The organism is Pseudomonas sp. URMO17WK12:I7, from assembly GCF_003269045.1.
GTDB classification, from domain to species: Bacteria; Pseudomonadota; Gammaproteobacteria; order Pseudomonadales; family Pseudomonadaceae; genus Aquipseudomonas; species Aquipseudomonas putida_J.
On sequence record NZ_QLTL01000003.1, the window covers coordinates 1 to 23,511 of the forward strand.

Sequence of the window (23,511 nt, forward strand, 5' to 3'; positions counted from 1 at the left end):
CAGGTGAATGGCCAGTACGGCTACCTGACCATCGACGAGAAGGGCAACGCGGTCTACCACTCCAACCCGGACGTGGTATCGCCGCGGGATGCTGTCGACACCTTCGTCTACACCCTCCGCGATGCCGATGGCGACGAGAGCACCACGACCCTGGCCATCAACGTGCATGACCCAAGGCTTCAGGTTTGCGGGGATCAGGAAGTCACGGTGTACGAGAAAGCGCTGGACCTGCACAAGGACGGCAATGACCTGGCAGCCGGCAGCGTCACGGGCAGTGACCCGACCTCGACCGGTGAAACGGCGAGCGGCTCGCTGGCAGGCTCCGTTTCCAATGCCGTGGGGGCGCTGACCTTCAGCCTGGTTGGCAACGCTGTCGGCCAGTATGGGCAGATCAGCATCAACCCTGACGGCAGCTACACCTACACGCTGACTTCACCTGCCAATACCCCGGGCGCCGATTCGGCGGTCGAGTATTTCACTTACAAGGCGACCGACTCACTGGGCCACAGCATCACCAACAACATCGCCATCACCATCGTCGACGATGTACCCAATGCGGTCTGTGCCGAGCGCAGCATCACGCCGGGCCATCTGGATTCCAACATCCTGTTGGTGATCGATGTGTCCGGCAGCATGGATTCTGCTTCCGGCATACCCGGCCTGACCCGGCTGGACGCGGCCAAACATGCCATCGCTGCGCTGCTCGACAAGTACGACGGCATGGGCGACATCAAGGTGCAGATCGTCACCTTCAGCGGTGGTGCGCAGATCCAGTCGGCGGAGTGGGTCAGCATCGACGTCGCCAAGTCGATCGTCAACGGCCTGCACGCCGGTGGTTCGACCTACTACGACAGTGCGGCCACCGCTGCCCAGACGGCCTATGCCCAGAATGGCAAGCTGGCGGATGCGCAGAACGTCAGTTACTTCTTCTCCGATGGCGAGCCCAGCTCCGGGCATGCCATGACCGCTTCGCGCGAAACCAGCTGGGAGACGTTCCTCGACAGCAACGGCATCAAGTCCTACGCCATTGGCCTTGGCACGGATGTCAACGCGGACAACCTGAACCCATTGGCCTATGACGGCAGCAGCCATACCGACACCAATGCAGTGATCGTCAGCGACTTCAACCAGCTTTATGGCGTGCTGTCGGGTACCGTGCAGGGTTCGCCGATTACCGGCAGCCTTCTCAGCGATGGCACCTTCGGTGCCGATGGCGGCTTCATCAAGGCACTGCTGGTCGACGGCATCACCTACAGCTACGACCCGAAAGCCAACGCGGGGCAGGGTGGGTACTCGGCCAGCGGTGGCGCAGACAATGCCAGCTTCGACACCACGGGCAACACGCTGACCATCAAGACCAGCCTGGGCGGCAGCCTGTTGGTGAACATGGACAGCGGCGAGTTCACCTACACGCCACCCAAGGGCAATGACAGCAGCCCGCCCGAGCGTTTCGGCTTCACGGTCAGCGACAATGACGGCGATACCAGCAGTGCCGACCTGCTCGTAATGGTCAATGGCAACCATGCACCGGTGGCGGTGGCCGACCATGTCATCACCAACATCACCGGCGCCAGTATCACCTTGCCGTCCGAAGTGCTGCTGGCCAATGACAGTGATCTCGACAACGACCATTTGAGTGCGGCGCCGATCACTGTGAACACCAACTTTGCCGACAAGGGGGCCGGCTTCACCCTCGGCACTGGCGTCCCGAACATCACCTTCGATGGCCAGGGCAATTCGCTCGACAACCAGTTCAAGGCCCTGGAGCGCAGCGCCTTCACCACTGCTGCTGGCAGCATGACCGCAGCGCTGGTGGTACTCGGCTACCTGGGCGACATCAACAGCAGCCATGCCAATGCCGAGGATGTGATCACCGTCAGCCTGCGCAAGGGCGAGACCCTTCACCTGGACCATGACCGCCCCGACGGCAACCTGGGGCTGGAGTGGAAGGATGCCAGCGGCAGCTATCAGCCCATTACCGATGGCGGCAGCTTCACCGCCAGCCATGACGGGGTGTACAGCATCCATGTGGTCAACCAGATCAACCCCTCGGACACCAGCAAGGCCGCCGAAAACTACAAGCTGAGCATGGTGGTGGACTACAGCAACGCCGTGAATGACGTGCATCAGGCCAGCTACACGGTCACCGATGGCCATGGCGGCAGTGCGGCTGGCGCGGTGGATATCACTTACCAGGCCGGCAGCACCTTGAACGGCACGGCAGGCGATGATGTGTTGATGGCAAGCAATGCCGACACCATCCTCAACGGTGGTGACGGCCATGATGTGCTGGTGGGCGGTGCGGGCAATGACACCCTGCACGGCGGCAATGGCGATGACCTGCTGATCGGCGGCCTTGGCAACGACCTGCTCGATGGCGGCGCGGGCAACGATACCGCCAGCTATGCCTCGGCCACCGCAGGTGTGACGGTCGACCTCAGCCTGCACGGGCCACAGAATACCGGTGCCGCAGGCATCGACACCTTGATCAGCATCGAGAACCTGATCGGCTCCGATTACAACGACACCTTGATCGGCGATGCCGGCGACAACACGCTTAGCGGTGGCCGGGGTAACGATGTGCTCAAGGGCGGTGATGGCAATGACATCCTCATCGGCGGGCCGGGTGACGACATCATGACCGGTGGCAACGGCAACGACACCTTCGTCTGGCAGAAGGGTGACACCGGGCATGACACGGTGACTGATTTCACTCCGGGCAGCGACCGTCTGGACCTGTCGCAACTGCTGCAGGGCGAGAATGCCACGGCGGCCTCGCTGGATGACTACCTGCACTTCAAGGTCAGTGGCAGCGGCACCCATGTGGTCTCGACCATCGAAGTCAGCAGCGTGGCGGGCGCGGCGCCGACCCAGACCATCGACCTGGCCGGGGTCGACCTGGCCCAGCATTACGGGGTGACGGCAGGGGCGGGCGGGGTGATTTCGGCGGGGCATGATACTGCGACCATCATCAACGGTATGATCAATGACCATTCGTTGAAGGTGGATACGGTCTGATCAGCCTGTTCTGGCCTCTTCGCGGCTAAAGCCGCTCCTACAGGTACTCTGGCACCTGTAGGAGCGGCTTTAGCCGCGAAGAGACCAGAACAGGCGATAGCACGGGTCAGCCCGATCGGCGCAAGGTCTTCTGCTTGAGGATGTACAGGCTGACCAGCACCGCACTGGTCAGCATGAAGGCCCTGGCCCAGAACAGTGGTACCAGGTAGCAGGACAGCCCGATGCTCGCCCACATCAGGCCGATGGCGTAGACCTTGCCCTTGAGCGGAATACCCTCGCCAGTCAGGTAGTCACGGATCCACGGCCCAAGCTTGGGATGGTTGACCAGCCAATCGTGAAAGCGCGGCGAGCTGCGCGCGAAGCAGGCCGCAGCCAGCAGCAGGAACGGGGTGGTGGGTAACACCGGCAGGAAGATCCCCAGCACCCCCAGCGCAACGCTGAGCCAGCCGACGGCCAGCAGCAGGTAGCGCACGGCCGACTCAGTGGTGGCGTGGCTTGAGCAGCGCCGGCTTCTCTTCTGGAGCGTGCAGCAGCAGGAACAGCGCACTCAGCGCTTCCGGGATCTGCACGATCATGTCGTCCTGCAGGTTGGCGTTGCTGGCGATGTCAGCAAACTCAGGCTGTTCGTCGAACAGGCCGGACCCGACCATGATCGGCAGCAGCATTTCGCTGACTTCTTCTTCGGCGTTCTCGAACCAGGCCTCTTCACGCAGGAACACGCCCTCCATGAAGCCGATGCACCAGCCGCGCAGGTCGGAATCGTCCGGCTCGTCGGTCAGGTCAAGGTCGCATGGGAGGTCGAATTCTTCATCGCTGGCCAGCTGGCGGGCGATGTGGCCTTTGAGGGCTACCAGCGTCGCTTCGATCTCGGTGCGCTGGGCATCGCTGGCGTAATGGGGCTCTTCGGCGAACAGCGCGTCGATCCATTCACGCTCGGGAACGACTTCGGAGCAGATCGACAGCGCGGTCAGGTAGCCGTGTGCGGCGACGTAGTCCAGCGCTTCTTCGTGCAGCTCGTCGGCGTCGAGGAAGGCTTGCAGGCGGGTCAGTTGCTCGGCGAAGGACATTACAGGGCTACCTTGGGGAATAAACGATAGTGAATTCTAGCACCTTGCGGCGGCAGCGGGGCAAAGGGAACGTCTGTCACCGGGCATCCTGTGCGGGCCAGCACTACGGTATACTCCGCCGTTTTTCATCCAGGTGCGGGATTTCCCGTCCATCTGGCAAAAGCCGCTTACGCTTTTGGCGTGTGCGGGGCGGGTTTTTCGTCCAGCCTGTGTCCAGGATGGTACGGCGATTTGTGGAGTTGCACATGCTCGAACAGGCTCAGCGCGTTCTCAAGGATATCTTCGGTTACGACAGTTTCCGTGGGCGCCAGGCAGCGATCATCGAATGCGTGGCCAATGGCGGCGATGCCTTGGTGCTGATGCCTACCGGTGGCGGCAAGTCGCTGTGCTTCCAGGTGCCTGGTTTGTTGCGCCCGGGCCTGACGGTGGTTGTGTCGCCGCTGATCGCGCTGATGGACGACCAGGTCGCCACCCTCGATGAACTCGGCGTCGCCGCGGCGGCGCTGAACTCCACGCTGAGCCCGGAGCAGCAGCGTGACCTGGCCGGGCGCTTGCGCCGGGGCGAGGTGAAGATGCTCTACCTGGCGCCGGAGCGCCTGGTGCAGCCACGCATGCTGGACTTCCTGCGCGATCTCGATATTTCGCTGTTCGCCATCGACGAAGCTCACTGCGTATCGCAATGGGGCCATGACTTCCGCCCGGAGTACCTGCAGCTGGGGCAGTTGGCCGAGTTGTTCCCGCACGTGCCGCGTATCGCCCTGACCGCGACCGCCGACATGCGTACCCGCGAGGAGATCGTCCAGCGCTTGCACCTGCAGGGCGCCGAGCGCTTCCTGTCGAGTTTCGACCGGCCGAACATCTTCTATCGCATCGTGCCCAAGGAGTCGCCACGCAAGCAGCTGATGGCCTTCCTCGGCGAGCGCCGTGGCAACGCCGGCATTGTCTACTGCCTGTCGCGCAAGAAGGTCGATGAAACCGCCGCGTTCCTTTGCGAGCAAGGCTTCCCGGCGCTGCCGTACCATGCCGGCCTGGCCGCCGAGACCCGTGCGGCCAACCAGCACCGCTTCCTCAACGAGGAAGGGTTGATCATGGTCGCCACCATTGCCTTCGGCATGGGCATCGACAAGCCCAACGTGCGCTTCGTAGCCCACCTCGACCTGCCCAAGTCGCTCGAGGCCTATTACCAGGAAACCGGCCGTGCCGGCCGTGACGGGTTGCCGTCAGATGCCTGGATGGCCTACGGCCTGCAGGACATGGTGATGCTCAAGCAGATGCTGCAGAACTCCGAAGGTGACGAGCGCCACAAACGCATCGAGCAGCACAAGCTCGACGCCATGCTGGCACTGTGCGAAGAAACCCGCTGCCGCCGCCAGTCGCTGCTGGCCTATTTCGACGAAACACTCGAACAACCCTGTGGCCACTGCGATAACTGCGTCGACCAGATCCAGACCTGGGACGCCACCGAGCCTGCCCGCCAGGCGTTGTCGGCCGTGTTCCGCACCGGCCAGCGCTACGGCGTAGGCCACCTGGTCGACGTGCTGCTGGGCAAGGAGACCGAGAAGGTGCGCAACTTTGGCCACGAGAAACTTTCGGTGTTCGGTGTCGGCAAGCACCTGGCCGAGGCCGAATGGCGTTCGCTGTTCCGCCAGCTGGTGGCGCGCGGGCTGGTCGACATCGACCTGGAAGGCTACGGTGGCCTGCGCCTGTCCGACAGCTGCCGGCCACTGCTGCGTGGCGAGGTTAACCTGCAGCTGCGCCGCGACCTCAAGCCACAGACCGTGGCAAAGGCTGCCTCCAGCGGCGGCAGCCCGGCCAGCCAGCTGGTACGCGCCGAAGAGCGCGAACTGTGGGAGGCGCTGCGCACCTTGCGGCGCAAGCTGGCCGAGGAGCACAGCGTGCCGCCCTATGTCATCTTCCCCGATTCCACCCTGCTGGAAATGCTCCGCAGCCAGCCGATCAGCCTCGGCGACATGGCCCAGGTCAGCGGTGTGGGTGCGCGCAAGCTGGAACGCTACGGCCAGGCCTTCCTCGAAGTGCTCAACGGCGCCGGTGGCACCGAGGAGGCGCCGAAGGTGGTGCTCGACCTGCGCCACGAACTGGTCAGCCTGGCCCGCGCCGGCATGACCCCGGCGCAGATCGCCGGGCAGCTCAACTGCAGTGAGAAGAACGTCTACAGCCTGCTGGCCGAGGCCCTTGGGCGCCAGGAACTGAGCCTGGAGCAAGCGCTGGACCTGCCGGAAGACCTGATGATGGAAGTGCAGGATGCCTTCCTCGACGGCGAAGGCGAGCTGCCGCCGGTGTCGGCGATTGCACCGTTGTTCGGTGCCCGGGTGCCGGAAGGCGTGCTGTACTGCATACGTGCGGCACTGGCGGCGGAGTTCGAGCTCTGATGGGCGGCATTTCTGTCAACTGCTGATGTTTGTCATCCTTTTTGACGATTATCGGGTGTTTCCGCGGCGGGCAGCCTTGCCTGATGCCCCGGAGCATGGTTAGCTGACTAACAATTAGTTCTAGTCTATTGAGTTGCTTATGCCCCTGACCGACAACCAACACCGCTTCGGCATGCAGCTGGCGCAGATGTCCCGCGGCTGGCGTGCCGAGCTGGATCGCCGCCTGGCCGGGCTCAACCTGTCCCAGGCGCGCTGGCTGGTGTTGTTGCACCTGGCCCGTTTCGAAGAAGCGCCTACCCAGCGCGAGCTGGCGCAGAGCGTGGGCGTTGAAGGCCCGACCCTGGCGCGGCTGCTCGACAGCCTGGAAAGCCAGGGCCTGGTGCGCCGCCAGGCGGTGCTGGAGGACCGGCGGGCGAAAAAGATCCTGCTGTGCCCACCGGCCAAGCCGCTGATCGAGCAGATCGAAACCATTGCCAACGCCCTGCGCCTGGAGCTTTTCACGGGCGTGGATGAGGCGGATCTGGAAGTGTGCATGCGGGTGCATGCCAAGATCCTCGCCAACCTCGAAAAGTCCTGATCCCTCCGGGGGCTGCTTCGCAGCCCTTTCGCGACACAAGGCCGCTCCTACAGGCATATGCGCTCCCCTGTAGGAGCGGCCTTGTGTCGCGAAAGGGCCGCAAAGCGGCCCCAGCCCTCTAGAAGGTATGCCCCAGGTTCAGGTACACCGCCTGCTCGTTCGCACTGTTGGCCCCATAACTCAGGTTCAACGGCCCCAACGGCGTCTCCAGCCCCAGGAAGATGCTCGCCGCATTGATGTAGCCACTGTCGAACTCGTTGTCGTTGTTCCAGGCCCGCCCACGCTCCAGCGACCCGCCGATATACAACGGGAAGTCCAACGGCAGATAGGCCCTTGGCGTCAGGCGCCGGTAGTACACCATCCGTAGCAGGCTGACGTTCTGCCCTGACACCGAGTCCTGGCGGAAGCCCGACAACTCCCGCGCGCCCCCCAACACGAAACTTGACGTCACCACCTCCGTCGGGTCCAGCGTTCGCCCGTAACGCCCACCCAGCACAAAGGTGTTCGCCCCGACGCTGAATGCCTTGTCCAGGTTCAGCAGCCACTGCCGGTACTCGTCATCCGAATCCAGCGACTGGTCGTACTTGCGCAAGGTCAGGCCGATGTCCTCGCCACTGTGCGGGAAGTACACGTTGTCGAGGGTGTCGAACGAATACTTCAGCTCGTAAAAACCTTCGTTGAAGCTGGCCGAGGGCAGGTCCTGATCGCCAATACGCACTTCGGCCTCGCCCCAGGCCTTGCCCACGCCCAGGCGCACTTCGCCGGACGTGCCGATCTGGCGCCCGACGTTGAGGCCGAAGCCATAGCGCTCCAACCGGTACTCGGCGATCGGGTCGTTGTCCAGGGTCGCTTCGATGTTCTGCGAACCCAGGTCCAGGTAAGGCGCGACGAAGTAGCGCGAACCCACGTCCAGCGGCTGATAGAACTCGCTGTACAGCTCCTGCTGGTCGCCGATCTGGGCGCGCGTCAGCCATTCCGCACCCAGCCGGTTGATGCCGTTCATGCGGTAGCTGGCGCCGAGGTTGAAGGCGCTGTCGCCACGCAGGTCGTCCGACAGGTTCAGGCCCAGGCGCAGGTAGTCGGTGCCGCCGCGCTTGCCGCGGGCATTGATCACCAGGGTGTTGTCGTGGCCCTTGTGCACCACGCGGTACTGCACGCGGTCGAAGTAGTCCAGGCCATACAGGGTGCCCATGTCGGTCTGCAGGCGGTCCAGCGCCAGCGGCTCGCCAATTGGCTGGCGGATGTAATAGCGGATCACGTCGTCGCTGACCTTGGAGTCGTTTTCTATCCTGATCGCGGTGATCACCGGCGTGCGCTGGCCTGGCGAGCGGGCCACGGCCAGGCTGGCGTCGCTCTCTGGCTGGCGCAGCGTGGCCAGGCGCGTGTGGAGCAGGCGGGTGGCGCGGTAGCCTGCGTCAATCATGTCCTGGGCGCGGCCGAAGTCGGTGACGCCAAAGGCGGCCAGTTGCGGCTGGATCAGGATGTCGTCGCGGTGCAAGCTGGCCAGCTGTTCCTCGGAATTGCGCCGGGTCATCAGGGTGATCGACTGGTTGAGCACATCGACCACCGTGGCCAGTTGCTTGCGGTCACGCAACGGCGTGCCGATGTCGACGACGATGGCCAGGTCGACGCCCATTTCCCGGGCCACGTCGAGGGGGATGTTGTCGACCATGCCGCCATCCACCAGCAGGCGGCCATCAAGCTCGACAGGGGCAAACACGGCCGGGATCGACATGCTCGCGCGAATCACCTGTGGCAAGTGGCCACGGCTGAACACCACTTTCTCGCCGTTGGCGATGTCGGTGGCCACGGCGCGGAAGGGGATCGGCAGCTTGTCGAAGTCGCGGGTGTCGGCGGTGTGGGCCAGCTTGCTTTCCAGCAGCAGCGCCAGGTTCTGGCCCTGGATCACCCCCAGGGGCAGGCCCAGGCTGCCGTCGTCGCGAAAGCTCAGCTTCTGTTTGACCAGGAAGTCGCGGTCATCCTGTTTGCGCCGGAACGGCACATCCTTGCGTGGCGGTGCATCGGACAGCGCCTGCTGCCAGTCCAGCGTGGTGGCAAGTTTTTCCAGCTCTTCGACGCTGTAGCCGGAGGCATACAGCCCGCCCACCACCGCGCCCATGCTGGTGCCAGCGATGGCGTCGATGTGCACGCCCTGTTCCTCCAGGGCCTTGAGCACGCCGATGTGGGCCAGGCCACGGGCGGCACCGCCAGACAGCACCAGGCCGACCTTGGGGTGGGCGGACTCGGCGGCGAATGCGGTCAAGGCAGTGAGTGTCAGCAAAAGGCAGAACAGCAGGCGGCGCATCGTGAGTCTCAAACCGAAGGCTAAAGACCGCTAGTATAAGCGGCCCCTTATCTGGAGATGCTTCAGCATGGCCGACAACAAGCCGGAAATCGTCATCACATATTGCACGCAATGCCAGTGGCTGCTGCGCGCCGCCTGGCTGGCCCAGGAGCTGCTCAGCACCTTCACCGACGACCTTGGCCGGGTAGCGCTGGAACCGGGCAGTGGTGGGGTCTTTCGCATCACCTGCAATGGCGTACAGATCTGGGAGCGCAAGGCTGACGGAGGCTTCCCCGAGGCCAAGGTGCTCAAGCAGCGTGTGCGCGACCAGATCGACCCGCAACGCGACCTGGGCCACAACGATCGCTGATCAGGCGCCCTCGGCCACGGGCTTGTGCCTGTGAGGTTGCTCGGCGGCCATGCGGCTGGACAGCACGATGGCAAAGATGATCAGCACGCCACCCAACAGCATGCGCAGGGTTGGCGTTTCGGCAAACACCGCCCAGGCCACGGCGATGCCGTAAACCGGTTCCATGGCGAACACTACGGCGGCGGTGCGCGCCTTGATCACTCCCAGGCTGGCAACGAACAGGCTATGGGCGACGCCGGTGCAGAAGACCCCGAGCAGGGCGATCCACAGCCAGTCCAGGGTGGCTACCTGGCTCAGGCCTGGGCCGGCGAAGGGCAGCAGGCACAAGCCGACCACCAGGTTCTGCCACAGTGCCGCCTGCACGGCCGGCAAGCGCCCAGAGCCGGCGCGGTTGGTCAAGGACAGCAGCGAGAACAGCAAGCCGGAGAGCAAAGCCCAGAGCAGGCCGCCGGTAGCTTGGCTGGCCAGGTCGAATGCCGGGGTGACCAGTATCAGGCCGATGCTGACCAGCACCACCAGCACGCCTTCGTTGCGGCGGATGCGTTCGCGGAACAGCAAGCCTTCGAGGATCACGGTGAAGGCCGGGAAGCTGGCAAAGCCCAGGGTGGCGATGGCCACGCCGCCGACTTTCACGGCGATGAAGAAGCTGACCCAATGGCCGGCCAGCAACACGCCGCCGAACAGCAGGCGGCGCATGTCCTGGCCACTCAGGCGTCGCCAGCCGGGACCGGTGAGGCTGGCGAACAGCGCCAGGGCCAGCACCGCGAATGCGGCGCGGCCAAAGACGATGATCGCCGGGCTGGCGCTGGTGGCCAGCTTGCCGAAGACGCCGGTCAGGCCGAAGAACAACGCCCCGATGTGCAGGGCGCCGAGGGCAGTGCGGTGGTTCATCTTGGGTCCTTGCTCAAATCTCTACGGGTTGTGCCGGCCTCATCGCGGATAAATCCGCTCCTACACGAAACCTGTAGGAGGGGATTTATCCGCGATGAGGCCGGCACAGGCAAAGTGTAAAGCCTCAGGCCAACACGTTCTGTCGCCATCCTGCCGTCAATTGTCGCCAGCCTCTCGCCGCATGGCCAACGGCGAGCAGCCAAACGCGCGCAGCATGGCTGCCGAGAATGCACTCTGCGAGCTGTACCCCACCTGCGCCGCAATCTCGCCCATCGGCAGCAAGCTCTGGATGACCAGCCGCCTTGCCTTGAGCAGGCGCCGCTGGCGGATGTAGTCCATCGGCGTCATGCCGCACTCGGCGGTAAATCGTGCATGCAGCCGGGCGCTGGACAAGCCGGCGATACGTGCAAGGTCGGCAACCTGCAGCGGGTAGGCCGCATGCTGTTCGATATGCCCATCGAAAGCGGCATAGGGCAGGCGATGGCTGGGCGTGACGATGGCCGCTGCGCAGGGGTTGAGACTGGCCAGCAACAGCACCGCGCCTTGCCGGGCGATCAGCGGGTCGTCCATGGGGCTCGCCGCCAGCCAGTCCACCAGTTGCTGCTGGCGATCATCCAGCCCCAGTGCGCCAGGCTGGTCGAGCAGGCGCCGGCTGGCATCGGCATGGGCTCCGAGTTGCTCGTGCAGCCAGTGCTCGCCGGGCACATCCAGTACCAGGCAATCGCTGCCGGCATCGCTGCCGCAGGTGTGATGGGCGCCCGCGGGCACCACCACCAGGCCCTGGCGGGCGACCTTGGCCCCGTGGCCCTGCACCTCGAAATCCAGGCGGCCTTGCAGGCCGAATACCAATTGCGGGTGTTCGTGGCTGTGGGCGATCAGCTCATCGCGGTAGTGGCGCAAGGAAAGTATCGGGCCGGCCATGGGGTTTCCTCGTGGGGCTGTCGGCCATTGTGCCGCATTCCTGGCAGCCCATCACTCGTCACATCCCTGCCACCAACCTGTCACTTGTGCCTGCCAGTCTCCAGCAAACAGCGCCGGAGCCTGCCCATGACCCATGCCGAACTCTCTCGCCCGTCACGCAAGCAGCGCGTACGCACCCTGTGGATATCCGACGTGCACCTGGGCACGCGCGATTGCCAGGCCGAACACCTGTCGCAATTCCTCAAGGGCTACCAGGCTGATCGCATCTACCTGGTAGGCGATATCATCGATGGCTGGAAGCTACGCGGTGGCATCTACTGGCCGCAAGCCCATACCAACGTGATCCGCCGCTTGCTGACCATGAGCAAGCGTGGCACCGAGGTGATCTACGTTACCGGCAACCATGACGAATTCCTGCGCCGTTACTCGAAGCTGATGCTGGGCAATATCCAGTTGGTGGACGAGGCCGAGCACCTGACCGCCGATGGCCGACGCCTGCTGGTGATCCATGGCGACCAGTTCGACGTGATCACCCGTTATCACCGTTGGCTGGCCTTCCTTGGCGACCGTGCCTATGAGTTCACCCTGGTGCTCAACCGCTGGCTCAACCATTGGCGTGCGCGCTACGGGTATGGCTACTGGTCGCTGTCGGCGTACCTCAAGCACAAGGTCAAGGGTGCGGTGAACTTCATCAGTGACTTCGAGGATGCGATTGCCCATGAGTGCACCCGCCGTGGTTTTCACGGGGTGGTGTGCGGGCATATCCACCACGCCGAAATACGCAAGGTCGGCGAGGTGGATTACCTCAACTGCGGTGATTGGGTCGAGTCGTGCACAGCGCTGATCGAGCATTGGGACGGCAGCATCGAGCTGTACAGGCTGGCCGATGCCCAGGCGCGCCAGGCCGACGCTGTGGCGGCTCTGCGTGAGCCGGCCTAGAGGCTGATCCGGCCAAGCAGGATGTCGCGGAACATGGCGAAGTCACCCACCAGGCTGTACCACGGGTGCTTGAACGTGGCCGGTCTGTTGCGCTCATAGAAAAAGTGCCCCACCCAGGCGAAGCCGTACCCGCAAAGCGGCACTGCCAGCAACAGCAACCACTTCCCGCTGCCGATGGTGTAGGCCAGCAAGGCGATCACAAGGCTGGTGCCGACAAAGTGCAGGCGCCGGCAGGTGGGGTTGCTGTGCTCCCCCAGGTAATACGGATAGAACTCGGCGAAACTGCGAAACTGCGTGGTGCTGGTCATGGGCAGTACTCCGGGATTATCACTTTTAACAGGTTACACGGCGTGGAGCCTGAATCGAGTCTAGAGTGATTGGCGGGGCCGGCCAGTGACAATAGGCGCCAAATGAGTATCCTTGGGGTTAACCGCACGATGCGGTCAGCATAAGAAGCCTGCCATGAGCGAAAGAACCACGTCAGCCAGCTGGGCATCAGGGATTGTCAAGGCGCTGGAGCTGGAAGGGCTCGACTGCCCGGCCATGTTCAAGCAGCTGGGGCTGGATTTCGCCGCACTCGACGACCCGGATGCGCGTTTTCCGCAGGACGCCATGACCCGCCTGTGGCAGCTGGCGGTCGAACTTTCGGGTAACGAAGCCATTGGCCTTAACATGGCGCGGGTGGTGCGCCCGGCGTCGTTCCACGTGGTGGGCTACGCGCTGATGTCCAGCCGCACCCTGGCTGAAGGCTTCGAGCGGCTGGTGCGCTACCAGCGCATCATTGCCGAGAGTTCCGACCTGAGCTTTGTCCTCGGCCCTGAAGGTTATTCGCTGATTCTGACCGTGCATGGCGACCACCTGCCGCCTACCCGGCACAGCGCAGAAGCCTCGCTGGCCTGCGCGCTGGCCTTGTGCAAGTGGCTCAGTGGTCGGCCGGTGCAGCCGCGACGGGTATTGGTGCAAGGGCCGCAGCCGAAGGATATCGAACCGTACAAGGTGGCATTCCATTCCCCGCTGGTGTTCGGTGCACCGCACGATGCACTGGTGTTCGAACGGGCCGATATGGAGGCGCCATTGCCCACCGCCAACGAAGCCATGGCCATCCTGCATGACCGCTTCGCCGGTGAATACCTTGCGCGCTTTTCGGAGAGCCGCGTGACTCACCGGGTGCGCCAGGTGCTGTGCCGCATCCTGCCGCAAGGCGAGCCCAAGCGCGAAACCTTGGCCCAGGCCCTGCACCTGTCCCAGCGCACCTTGCAGCGCCGCCTGCAGGAAGAGGGCACCAGCTTCCAGACCCTGCTTGACGACACCCGTCGCGAGCTGGCCGAGCAGTACCTGGCCCAGCCAGGCATGACCCTGCTGGAAACCGCCTACCTGCTGGGTTTTGCCGACCCGAGCAACTTCTACCGCGCGTTCCGCCGCTGGTTCGATGTGACCCCCAGCGAATACCGCGCCCGGCTGGGTGCCGAGCCCGGTGAAGTCAGTGACGCCAGAACGCCGGCATGCACAACACCAGCACCGTGATGATTTCCAGGCGGCCGAGCAGCATGCCGGCGGCGAGGATCCACTTGGCGGCATCCGGCAACGTCGAGTAGTTGCCCGAAGGGCCGACCACTTCACCCAGGCCCGGGCCGACACCCGACACCGTGCCGGCTGCACCGGTCAGAGCGGTCATCCAGTCCACCCCCAGCAGCGACAGCAGCAGGGCCATCACGCAAATGGTGATAGCGAAGAAGAACGAGAAGGTCAGGATCGAACGCACGATCTCTTCGTCCAGGCGATGGCCGTTGTACTTCTGCTTGATCACCGCGCGCGGGTGGATCAGCTGGTTGAGGCTGGCCTTGAGCAGGATGTAGGCCACCTGGAAACGGAAGATCTTGATACCCCCGGCCGTCGAGCCGGAGCAGCCACCGACGAAGCCCAGGTAGAAGAACAGCATCAGCGAGAAGTTGCCCCACAGGCTGTAGTCGCCCAAGGCGAAGCCGGTGGTGGTGACCACCGAGGTCACGTTGAGCGCCACGTGGCGCAAGGCGTCGAGCCAGTGCAGGTTGGTGGTGTACCAGTACCAGGTGCCGAGCACGACCCAGGTCACCACCAGCATGCCCAGCAGGCCCTGTACCTGCTGATCGCGGATCAACGCCTTGCGGTTGCCGCGCAAGGTCGCCACGTACAGGGTAAAAGGCAGGCTGCCGAGGATCATCACCACCACCGCGACCCAGTGCACGGCGGGGATGTCCCACTTGGCCAGTGACTGGTCAGAGGTGGAGAAACCGCCGGTGGAGATCGCCGACATGGCGTGGTTGATTGCATCGAACGGGCTCATGCCGGCCCACCAGAAGGCCAGTGCCCCAAAGATCGAGAAACCGACGTACACGCCGACGATCGACTTGGCGACCATGTGCGAGCGCGGCATGACCTTCTCCGAGCGGTCCGACGACTCGGTCTGGAACAGGCGCATGCCACCGATGCGCAGCAGCGGCAGGATCGCCACCGCCATGGCAATGAAGCCGATGCCGCCAAGCCAGTGCAGCATCGAGCGCCACATCAGGATGCCTGGTGACATGTTGTCGAGCCCGCTGAGCACCGTGGCGCCGGTGGCGGTGATGCCGGACATGCTTTCGAAGAAGGCGTCGGTGTAGCTGATGTGCTGGGTCAGCAAGAACGGCAGGGCCGCAAAGATGCACACAACCACCCAGCTGCTGACCGTCAGCAGGTACATGTCGCGTGGGCGCAGGTGGACGTGCTCGGGCCGCCCCTGAGCGACCATGGCCAGGCCGGCGATGAATGTGATCAGGCTGGACCAGAGGAACGAGGGCATGTCGCCGGTGCGTTCGAAGATCACCAGGGTCGCCATGGGCACGGCCATGCCTACGGCCAGGGTAATCAGGAAGATGCCGATGATGAAACCAATGATCCTTAAGGTCGGCAACGCCATGTGATCTGCTCAGACTCGAAACGGAAGGGCGCCATTCTACCTATGGGTCTGGTGATGTAAACGCTAGAATGGCCGCACATTTACCTGCCAGGAGGGTAGCCGATGGAGGCTCTCGACGCATTGCTCAACCGTGTTTCCGTGCCACGCCTGACCGAACCTGCACCTAACGAGGCCCAACGCGAGGCGTTGTTCCAGGCGGCCTTGCGCGCACCGGACCACGGCCAGCTGCGGCCATGGCGCTTCCTGACCATCGAGGGTCAGGGCCGCGACAAGCTCGGTGAACTGTTCGCCGAAGCGCTGCTGCACAAGGGCGACGCCAGCCAGGCTGCGCTGGACAAGGCACGCGCGATGCCGCTGCGTGCGCCGTTGCTGATCGTGGTGATCGCCAAGCTGCAGGACCACTTCAAGGTGCCCAAGTCCGAGCAGCGCCTGGCGGCGGGTTGCGCGGCCCATGGCATCCTGATTGCTGCCCATGCCCAGGGCATCGGCGCGGTGTGGCGCACCGGCGACATGGCTTTCGATGCCCACGTGCACAAGGGCTTGGGGTTGGCCGAGAACGAGGAGCTGATCGGTTACCTGTATGTCGGCACGCCGCTGACCGAGCCGCGTACGGCGCCGATACTGGAAACCGCCGAGTACGTCAGCGTCTGGGGCGAATAACGCGCTGGATTCTTCGCGGACAAGCCCGCTCCCACAGGCACGGCGCAGGTTTCGAACCTGTAGTGATCCCTGTGGGAGCGGCCTTGCCGGGGCGCCGGACCGGTCAGAAAGGGCTGCAAAACAGCCCCGGCTTGCTGTCAGTCAGCTGCGATGTTTTCAGGCAACTCCAGCCGGGCTAAGAATCCACCCTGCGGGTGATTCTCCAGCACCAGGCTGCCGCCATGGCGCTCTGCCGCCTTGCGCGCAATCGCCAGGCCCAGCCCATGCCCCGCTGCCTCCTGCCCCGGCGCACGGAAGAACGGCTCCCCCAGCTGTGCCAGGTGCTCCGGCGCCACCCCGGGGCCGTGATCACGCACGCTCAGGACGATCTGCCCGGGCTCGCGCTGCGCGCTGATCTCGATCGGCTGCCCCTGCGGGTTGAAGCGCAGGGCATTGCGCACCAGGTTGTCCACGGCGCGCTCGATCAGTGTCGGCCAGCCCTGCAGCGTCAACCCCGGTTGCGCCTCCAGCTTCACATCCTGCTCCGGCGCACTTAGCTGAGCGTCCTTGCGCACGCTGCCGAGCAGCGCGTTGAGGTCGACAGGCTCGGTATGGGCCTGCTCGGCATCGACCCTGGCCAACGTCAGGATTTCGCTGATCAGGTCTTCCAGGCGGTCGCATTCACGGGTCAGGCGCGGCCACAGGGCCTGGCGCTGTTCGGTTTCGGCACGTTCGGCCAGGGCCAGGGCAATGCGCAGGCGCGCCAGCGGTGAACGCAGCTCGTGGGACACGTCGCGCAGCAGCTGGCGCTGGCTGCCTATCAGGCTCTGCAGGCGCGCGCCCATCTTGTTGAAATCTTTGGCCAGCACACCAAACTCATCACGCCGGGCAGCCAGGCGGGCCAGGCTGTTCTGTTGGTAGGTGGCCTGGCCAAGGTCGTGCACGGCGCCGCGCAGGCGGCTGAGCGGGCGGGTGATGGACAGGGTCACCAGCAGGCTGAACAAGGTCAGCACCACCAACGCGATGCCCAGCGCACTCAACGGCCACAGCAGGCTCTCGCGGTGCCACGCATCCAGCTCTGGGTGCGGGATGCGGTAGATCAGCAGGTAGGTCTCGCCGGTGTCGGGGCTGGTGTATTCCTCGGTCAAGCGGCGCCACGGCAGGCGGCGCTCGTCATTGTGCTGGCGCGCCTCGAACGCGGCAGCGCGGCGCGGGAAGGTACCGGGCACCACGGCATCGCCGCTGTCGTCGAGCACCTGTACATCGATCTTGTAGCGCTGCTTGCGTCGCTCCAGAAATGCCTGGGCAGACTCCAGGCCCTCCTGCTCATAATGCTGGGTCCAATGGCTGGCCATGGTTTTCAGGCCCGGGTGGCGGCTGAGGATCCAGGCGTCCTGGTTGAGCATGTGGCCGAGCAGGATCGACAGGCCCGCGACGAGGGTGATAGCCAGCCAGAAGCTGGCCAGGATGCGCCAGAACAGAGAACGCAAGAGCACCTCCTGTAAACGGGAAAAGCCCGGCCCGCTTGAGGGCGGGCCGGGCATTGGTTGACAGCTTACTGGGCCTTGCCAGCTTTTTCAGCTTTCCAGGCCTGGAACTCCTTCCATTCAGCCTTGCGTGCTTCGCGTTCCTTCTGCAGTTCGTCGAATTTCTTCTGCTGGTCAGGCTTGAGCAGTGCGCGGACCTGGCTGTCGGTCTTGTCGTGGCTGGCCTTGAGTTCGTCTTTCATGGCCTTCTGGTCGGCTGCCGGCAGCTTGTTCAGGTAGCGCTCGGTGATTTCGTGGCGGTTCTTCATCTGCTCGCCCATCAGCTTGCCGATCTGCTGGCGCTGGTCGCGGCTCAGGTCCAGTTGGGCGAAAGGCGCATCACCGCGATGATGCGGGCCGTCGTGACGCGGGCCGCCTTCAGGCATGGCCATGGCCACGGTTGGCAGGGCGGCGGCGAACATCAGAGCGATAAGGGTCTTGCGCATGGTGTCTCTCCTGTCATAGGCCGGTGGTTACCGGATGAGCTCAGTCTAGGGAGATCAAGGTCAAGCGCAGTCAGCGCTGCGTAAAGGCAGGGTAAAGATGAGCTGGGATTTTGTAGAAGCGGCCTTGTGTCGCGAAAGGGCTGCGCAGCAGCCCCAGCAACTCATGCATGTACACTGAATCCTTGGGGCTGCTGCGCAGCCCTTTCGCGACACAAGGCCGCTCCTACAGCGGAGCATGTCAGCTTCAAAGGCTGTAGTAGTAACCGCGGCTACGCAGCGCGACGATCCGTGGCCGGCCATCGGCATGCGGGCCAACCTTCTTGCGCAGGTTGCTGACGTGCATGTCCAGGCTGCGGTCGTACAGGGTCAGCTTGCGCCCCAGGGCGATCTGCGCTAGTTCCTGCTTGTCCAGCGGCTCGCCGGGCTGGCGTAGCAGCGCTTCGAGGATGCGGCTTTCGGACAGTGTCAGGCTCATGTCGCGGCCATCGATGCTGACCACCCCCCGCACCGGGCTGAACGCCAGGTCACCGATTTCCAGCTGGGTGGTGGTGGCGGTGGGGTGGCTGCGGCGCAGCACGGCGCGCAGGCGGGCGGTGAGCTCACGGGGGTCACAGGGCTTGGCCAGGTAATCGTCGGCGCCCAGCTCCAGGCCGAGGATGCGGTCCAGGGGTTCACCACGGGCCGACAACATCAGCACCGGCAGCTCGGCATGCTCGCTGCGCAGCTGCTTGAGCAGCTCCAGGCCGCTGCCGTCGGGCAGCATCACATCCAGCACCACGGCTGCCGGGGCATGCTCGGCCAATGCCTGGCGCGCGCTCTGGCCATCGTGGCAGGCGCGTACCGCAAACCCTTCCTGGGTCAGCCAGCTGCCGAGCAGCTCGCAGAGTTCCTGGTCATCATCAATCAGTAACAGCTCGCTCATGACTCACTCAATTCAACCATTGACGGCGTCTACTGTGTCCGCCAGTGGCAAAGATACCGCAGACTGAGGACGAGTGTGCAATTGGAGCGGGGGAGGCTGCGTCGCCCTCTTCGCGGGCACGCCCGCTCCCACAGGTCTCTGGCAGCCTTCGGGCCTGTGCAATCCCTGTGGAAGCGGCGGTTCGGCGCCCCGACTTGCCCGCGAAGCAGACGACGCGATATCAGGTCAAGGCAGGACTTGCTTGAACGGCTTGACGATGACCTTGTCGTACACGCCGGCGGCGATGTAAGGGTCGGCATCGGCCCAGGCCTGGGCAGCGGCCAGCGAGTCGAACTCGGCGACGATCAGGCTGCCGCTGAAGCCAGCTTCGCCCGGGTCGTTGCTGTCGATGGCCGGGTGCGGGCCGGCCAGCACCACGCGGCCTTCGACCTTGAGCTGCTGCAGGCGCTCGATGTGCGCCGGGCGTGCGGCCAGGCGTTTTTCCAGGGAGTTCGCGACGTCGCTGGCGATGATGGCGTAGAGCATGTCAATCCTTGGGTTTGGAGGTGGAAGGGTCGTCGTGCAGATGACGCGACAGGTACACACCCTGCGCCACCAGGAACAGCACGGTCATGCCGAGGCTGCCGAACACCTTGAAGTCGACCCAGTACGCCTGGAAGGTGAAGGCGACGAACAAGTTGGCAGCACCGCAGAACACGAAGAAGGCGATCCAGGCCACGTTCAGGCGCGACCAGATGGCATCGGGCAGGGTCAGCGCATGGCCCATGATGCGTTTGATCAGCACCCGGTCGCCGATGAAGTGGCTACCGGCAAAGGCCAGGGCGAACAGCCAGTTGACCACCGGCGCCTTCCACTTGAGGAAGGTTTCGCTGTGGAAAGTCAGGGTCAGGCCGCCGAACACCAGGCAGGCGACCAAGGTCAGCCACTGGCCCTTTTCCAGCTTGCGCTGGCGCAGGAACAGCGCGCCGTACACCACCAGCGAGCTGATGATCAGCATCGCCGTGGCACTGTAGATGCCGCCGAATTCGAAGCTGTGGCCAGCAACGTCCATCGGCCGTGGGTCGAGCTTGTAGACGATGAAGAACAGCAGCAGCGGGATGAAATCGATGAATTGTTTCACAATGGCAGCCAGAATCGGGATGTGACGGCATAATAACAAACATCGATTCCAGCGAAAGCGCTCCTCCATGAATGTTGATCTGCACTGTCACAGCACGGCCTCCGACGGCGCCCTGTCGCCCACGGACCTGGTCGCCCGGGCCCACGAGCACGGGGTGCAAACGCTGGCACTGACCGACCACGACACCCTCGAAGGCCTGCCCGAGGCGCGCCAGGCCTGCCACGCGCGCGGCATGCACTGGGTCAGCGGGGTAGAGCTGTCGTGCACCTGGGGGGGCGCGACCATTCATGTGCTGGGCTACCACTTCCCGCTAGATGCACCACCCTTGCTCCAGGCCATCGAGTCCCTGCACCGTGGCCGCTGGTTGCGCGCCGAGGAAATCGACAGACGGTTGGCGGCCAAGGGCATGCCCGGAGCCCTCGACGGTGCGCGGGCCGTGCAGCAAGAGTTGGGGGACAGCGGCAACGCGCCTGCGCGGCCGCATTTTGCCGAATTCATGGTGCGCGCCGGTCACGTCAAGGACCGCGGCGAGGCCTTTCGCAAGTGGCTGGGGGCCGGCAAGCTGGGCGACGTCAAGCAGCACTGGCCAACCCTGGACGAAACTGTCGCCACCTTGCGCCAGTCCAACGCCTGGGTGAGCCTTGCGCATCCCATGCACTACGATCTGACCCGCAGCAAGCGCAGGCGGCTGATTGCCGACTATATTCAGGCAGGCGGGCAGGCACTTGAAGTGGTCAACGGGATGATGCCGGCCGAGCAGGTGGGCACGATGTCCATCCTTACCCGTGAGTTCGGCCTGCTGGCAAGCGCTGGCAGCGATTTCCACGGCCCCGGCACCTGGGGCGAGATCGGTGCCTACCGGCCATTGCCCGAGGACTTGCCACCTCTGTGGCGTCGATTCAGCCATGAACAGCCTATGGCGCTATGAACAGGAAGACTTCGTGAGCCAATTTTTCCAGATTCATCCGGAGAACCCACAGCCGCGCCTGATTCGCCAGGCGGTGGAGATCATCCGCAAGGGTGGGGTGGTGGTCTATCCGACTGACTCGGCCTATGCCCTGGGTTGCCAGATCGGCGACAAGGCAGCAATCGAGCGGGTGCGCCGTCTGCGCGGCCTGGACAAGACCCACAACTTCACCCTGATGTGTTGCGACATGTCGCAGCTGGGGCTGTATGCCAAGGTCGACACCGGCACCTTCCGCCTGCTCAAGGCCCATGTGCCGGGGCCGTACACCTTCATCCTCAACGGTACCCGCGAAGTGCCGCGCCTGCTGCTGCATGAAAAGCGCCGCACCATTGGCTTGCGCGTGCCGGACCACGCCATCACGCTGGCGTTGCTGGCCGAATTGGGCGAGCCGTTGATGAGCGTGAGCCTGATCCTGCCGGGCGACACCGAGCCAATGACCGACCCCTACGAGATTCGCGAGCGCCTGGAGCACCATGTCGACCTGGTCATCGATGGCGGCTTCGGCGACCTCAAGGCCTCGACCATTATCGACTTGTCCGGCGACGAGCCTGAACTGATCCGTGAAGGCTGCGGCGACCCTACGCCGTTCATGGTCAACGCGTGAGTCAGGTGGAAGCACCCGAGGCAGCGGCCGAACAGGCGGCCGTGCAACCAGAATTGCCCCCCCAGCAGTTGCAGCTGGCCCTGGTCTACGGTGAAGCGCTGACCGAGTTGCCGCTGGACCTTTACATCCCGCCCGACGCCCTGGAAGTCATCCTCGAAGCGTTCGAGGGCCCGCTGGACCTGCTGCTGTACCTGATCCGCAAGCAGAACATCGACATCCTCGACATCCCGGTGGCGGAAATCACCCGCCAGTACATGGGCTACGTCGAGCTGATGAAGAGCGTGCGCCTGGAGCTGGCGGCCGAATACCTGGTGATGGCGGCCATGCTCGCCGAGATCAAGTCGCGCATGCTGCTGCCGCGCTCGGCCGCGATCGAGGAAGAAGAGGGCGACCCACGCGCCGAATTGATCCGCCGCCTGCAGGAGTACGAGCGTTTCAAGGCCGCCGCCGAGGGCATCGACGAGCTGCCACGGGTTGGCCGCGAGATTGTCGTACCGCGCCTGGAGGCGCCGCAGGCGAAAGTGCGCAAGCTGCTGCCGCAGGTAAGCCTCGAGGAGCTGCTGGTGTCCATGGCCGAGGTCATGCGCCGCAACGACCTGTTCGAAAGCCACCAGATCACCCGTGAGACGCTGTCTACCCGCGAGCGCATGAGCGATGTGCTGGAGCGCCTCAAGGGCGGTGCCTTCGTGCCGTTCGTCGAGTTGTTCACGCCCGAGGAGGGCAAGCTCGGCGTGGTGGTGACCTTCATGGCGATCCTCGAGCTGGTGAAGGAATCGCTGGTCGAACTGGTGCAGAATGAGCCTTTTGCGCCGATCCATGTGCGGCTGCGCCCCGAGTCTGTCGAAGAACCTGATGAATCTGAATGAACCCCGCGACCTGGCGTCGCTGATCGAAGCCTTCCTGCTCGCCTCGGGCAAGCCGCAGTCCCTCGAACGCCTCTACGAGCTGTTCGAAGAAGCCGAGCGCCCCGAGCCGAAGGTATTCAGAAAGGCCCTGGAAGTGCTCGGCAAGTCTTGCGCCGGGCGGGCGTTCGAGCTCAAGGAAGTGGCCACCGGTTACCGCCTGCAGATTCGCGAAAGCTTCGCGCCCTGGGTTGGCCGGCTGTGGGAGGAGCGCCCGCAGCGGTATTCCCGCGCACTGCTCGAAACCATGGCGCTGATCGCCTACCGCCAGCCCATCACCCGTGGCGAAATCGAAGATGTACGGGGGGTGGCGGTCAACAGCAACATCATCAAGACGCTGATGGAGCGTGAGTGGATTCGCGTGGTCGGCCACCGCGAGGTACCTGGGCGCCCGGCGATGTTCGCCACCACCAAGGCGTTTCTCGATCACTTCAACCTCAAGAGCCTGGACGAGCTGCCAGCGCTTGCCGAACTGCGCGAAATGGAACGGGAGCCACTGCTCGATCCGGATGACGCGCCGGTGCCGGCACACCTGCAGGCGCTGGCCGATGCCAGCCTGGGTGAGGAAGAGCAGGTGGCTGAGCCGAAGGATGAGACCAGCTTCCGCAGCCTGCTGGTGGAGCTCGATGCCATGGAGGAGGGGCTTAAGACCGACTTCGATGACCTTCGTGAGGAAGAGCCGGAGGTTTCGGTAGAGGAAGAGGGCAAGTCAGAGCCCTGACTCTTTTGCCGCGTGTGCCGGCCCTTTCGCGGGTAAACCCGCTCCTACAGGTACTGCGCCGCAATCAGGATGTGACCTCCTCGTGGGCGCGGGTTTACCCGCGAAAGGGCAGGCACTGGCCACACATCACCATTAGGCAGAATTCACTCGCAAAGCTGACAAAACCCTCTACCCTCCAGTGCGTTCCCCCAGCGAACCGCGTATGATGCGCGGCCTTTTGGCGCGTTCGTCGCCAGAACCCTGTTTTCATTCCTACACCGGGAGGTGCCCAG

23 protein-coding genes are annotated in these 23,511 nt (G+C 64.1%); 11 read left to right on the plus strand and 12 right to left on the minus strand.

Features of this window, described 5'->3' with window-relative positions; translation table 11 throughout:
* On the plus strand, window positions 1–3,018 hold a 3,018-nt coding region (locus H040_RS04195), incomplete at its 5' end, for a type I secretion C-terminal target domain-containing protein (protein WP_146746755.1).
* 106 nt (window positions 3,019–3,124) lie between these two features.
* On the opposite strand, the gene H040_RS04200 is transcribed toward H040_RS04195, so the two are convergent.
* Window positions 3,125–3,490 (minus strand): YbaN family protein, encoded by a 366-nt coding sequence (locus tag H040_RS04200; protein WP_027921054.1) that lies wholly within the window; start codon window positions 3,488–3,490, stop codon window positions 3,125–3,127.
* Between the two features lie 7 nt (window positions 3,491–3,497).
* Window positions 3,498–4,085: a YecA/YgfB family protein gene (locus tag H040_RS04205; RefSeq protein ID WP_027921055.1), complete on the minus strand. Its 588-nt coding sequence runs from the start codon at window positions 4,083–4,085 to the stop codon at window positions 3,498–3,500.
* Window positions 4,086–4,330: 245 nt separating this feature from the next.
* Between H040_RS04205 and recQ the strand changes: the two genes are divergently transcribed.
* Both recQ and H040_RS04220 read left to right on the plus strand, forming a co-directional pair.
* On the plus strand, window positions 4,331–6,475 hold the full coding sequence (gene recQ, locus H040_RS04215) for a DNA helicase RecQ (protein ID WP_027921056.1): 2,145 nt from the start codon (window positions 4,331–4,333) through the stop codon (window positions 6,473–6,475).
* 139 nt (window positions 6,476–6,614) lie between these two features.
* Window positions 6,615–7,052, plus strand: coding sequence for a MarR family transcriptional regulator (locus tag H040_RS04220; RefSeq protein WP_027921057.1), 438 nt, complete (start codon window positions 6,615–6,617; stop codon window positions 7,050–7,052).
* 118 nt (window positions 7,053–7,170) lie between these two features.
* Here H040_RS04220 and H040_RS04225 read toward each other — a convergent pair whose 3' ends face one another.
* Complete coding sequence (locus tag H040_RS04225) at window positions 7,171–9,357, minus strand: patatin-like phospholipase family protein (RefSeq protein ID WP_027921058.1); 2,187 nt, start codon at window positions 9,355–9,357, stop codon at window positions 7,171–7,173.
* 67 nt (window positions 9,358–9,424) lie between these two features.
* On the opposite strand from H040_RS04225, the gene H040_RS04230 reads away from it, so the two are divergent.
* The gene (locus tag H040_RS04230; protein ID WP_027921059.1) at window positions 9,425–9,706 is read left to right on the plus strand and encodes a SelT/SelW/SelH family protein; all 282 of its coding nucleotides are present in this window, start codon (window positions 9,425–9,427) and stop codon (window positions 9,704–9,706) included.
* Here H040_RS04230 and H040_RS04235 read toward each other — a convergent pair whose 3' ends face one another.
* The gene (locus tag H040_RS04235; RefSeq protein ID WP_027921060.1) at window positions 9,707–10,597 is read right to left on the minus strand and encodes a DMT family transporter; all 891 of its coding nucleotides are present in this window, start codon (window positions 10,595–10,597) and stop codon (window positions 9,707–9,709) included.
* A gap of 156 nt (window positions 10,598–10,753) precedes the next feature.
* Window positions 10,754–11,518, minus strand: a complete 765-nt coding sequence (locus H040_RS04240) for a helix-turn-helix transcriptional regulator (protein WP_027921061.1) — start codon at window positions 11,516–11,518, stop codon at window positions 10,754–10,756.
* Window positions 11,519–11,644: 126 nt separating this feature from the next.
* On the opposite strand from H040_RS04240, the gene H040_RS04245 reads away from it, so the two are divergent.
* Complete coding sequence (locus H040_RS04245; protein ID WP_027921062.1) at window positions 11,645–12,457, plus strand: UDP-2,3-diacylglucosamine diphosphatase; 813 nt, start codon at window positions 11,645–11,647, stop codon at window positions 12,455–12,457.
* Here the strand turns inward: H040_RS04245 and H040_RS04250 are convergent.
* Complete coding sequence (locus H040_RS04250; protein ID WP_027921063.1) at window positions 12,454–12,765, minus strand: DUF962 domain-containing protein; 312 nt, start codon at window positions 12,763–12,765, stop codon at window positions 12,454–12,456. The two genes, H040_RS04245 and H040_RS04250, sit on opposite strands and share 4 nt — an antisense overlap.
* A gap of 154 nt (window positions 12,766–12,919) precedes the next feature.
* Here H040_RS04250 and H040_RS04255 point away from each other — a divergent pair, with 154 nt between their 5' ends.
* Window positions 12,920–13,981 carry an AraC family transcriptional regulator gene (locus H040_RS04255; protein WP_027921064.1) on the plus strand — a complete coding sequence of 354 codons (1,062 nt, stop codon included), beginning with the start codon at window positions 12,920–12,922 and terminating at the stop codon, window positions 13,979–13,981.
* Here the strand turns inward: H040_RS04255 and H040_RS04260 are convergent.
* Entirely contained in the window at window positions 13,938–15,392 is a 1,455-nt protein-coding gene (locus H040_RS04260; protein WP_027921065.1) for a TrkH family potassium uptake protein, read from the minus strand. The genes H040_RS04255 and H040_RS04260 overlap by 44 nt on opposite strands.
* A 102-nt stretch (window positions 15,393–15,494) precedes the next feature.
* Between H040_RS04260 and H040_RS04265 the strand changes: the two genes are divergently transcribed.
* Window positions 15,495–16,052 carry an NAD(P)H nitroreductase gene (locus H040_RS04265; RefSeq protein WP_027921066.1) on the plus strand — a complete coding sequence of 186 codons (558 nt, stop codon included), beginning with the start codon at window positions 15,495–15,497 and terminating at the stop codon, window positions 16,050–16,052.
* A gap of 137 nt (window positions 16,053–16,189) precedes the next feature.
* On the opposite strand, the gene H040_RS04270 is transcribed toward H040_RS04265, so the two are convergent.
* The 5 genes from H040_RS04270 to H040_RS04295 all read right to left on the minus strand — a co-directional run bounded on the left by H040_RS04270 (window position 16,190) and on the right by H040_RS04295 (window position 20,045).
* Window positions 16,190–17,527: a sensor histidine kinase gene (locus H040_RS04270; protein WP_027921067.1), complete on the minus strand. Its 1,338-nt coding sequence runs from the start codon at window positions 17,525–17,527 to the stop codon at window positions 16,190–16,192.
* A 59-nt stretch (window positions 17,528–17,586) separates the two neighbouring features.
* The gene (locus tag H040_RS04275) at window positions 17,587–18,003 is read right to left on the minus strand and encodes a Spy/CpxP family protein refolding chaperone (protein ID WP_027921068.1); all 417 of its coding nucleotides are present in this window, start codon (window positions 18,001–18,003) and stop codon (window positions 17,587–17,589) included.
* Between the two features lie 244 nt (window positions 18,004–18,247).
* On the minus strand, window positions 18,248–18,925 hold the full coding sequence (locus H040_RS04285; RefSeq protein WP_027921069.1) for a response regulator transcription factor: 678 nt from the start codon (window positions 18,923–18,925) through the stop codon (window positions 18,248–18,250).
* Window positions 18,926–19,150: 225 nt separating this feature from the next.
* Window positions 19,151–19,450 (minus strand): YciI family protein, encoded by a 300-nt coding sequence (locus tag H040_RS04290; RefSeq protein ID WP_027921070.1) that lies wholly within the window; start codon window positions 19,448–19,450, stop codon window positions 19,151–19,153.
* A 1-nt stretch (window position 19,451) separates the two neighbouring features.
* Complete coding sequence (locus H040_RS04295) at window positions 19,452–20,045, minus strand: septation protein A (protein WP_027921071.1); 594 nt, start codon at window positions 20,043–20,045, stop codon at window positions 19,452–19,454.
* A 67-nt stretch (window positions 20,046–20,112) separates the two neighbouring features.
* Between H040_RS04295 and H040_RS04300 the strand changes: the two genes are divergently transcribed.
* The 4 genes from H040_RS04300 to scpB all read left to right on the plus strand — a co-directional run bounded on the left by H040_RS04300 (window position 20,113) and on the right by scpB (window position 23,239).
* Window positions 20,113–20,973: a PHP domain-containing protein gene (locus H040_RS04300; protein ID WP_027921072.1), complete on the plus strand. Its 861-nt coding sequence runs from the start codon at window positions 20,113–20,115 to the stop codon at window positions 20,971–20,973.
* A 13-nt stretch (window positions 20,974–20,986) separates the two neighbouring features.
* Complete coding sequence (locus H040_RS04305) at window positions 20,987–21,616, plus strand: L-threonylcarbamoyladenylate synthase (protein ID WP_033696652.1); 630 nt, start codon at window positions 20,987–20,989, stop codon at window positions 21,614–21,616.
* A 140-nt stretch (window positions 21,617–21,756) separates the two neighbouring features.
* Window positions 21,757–22,482 carry a segregation and condensation protein A gene (locus H040_RS04310; RefSeq protein ID WP_177326732.1) on the plus strand — a complete coding sequence of 242 codons (726 nt, stop codon included), beginning with the start codon at window positions 21,757–21,759 and terminating at the stop codon, window positions 22,480–22,482.
* Window positions 22,469–23,239 (plus strand): SMC-Scp complex subunit ScpB, encoded by a 771-nt coding sequence (gene scpB / locus H040_RS04315; protein ID WP_027921075.1) that lies wholly within the window; start codon window positions 22,469–22,471, stop codon window positions 23,237–23,239. The genes H040_RS04310 and scpB overlap by 14 nt, the downstream gene beginning before the upstream one ends.
* Window positions 23,240–23,511: the final 272 nt, after the last annotated feature.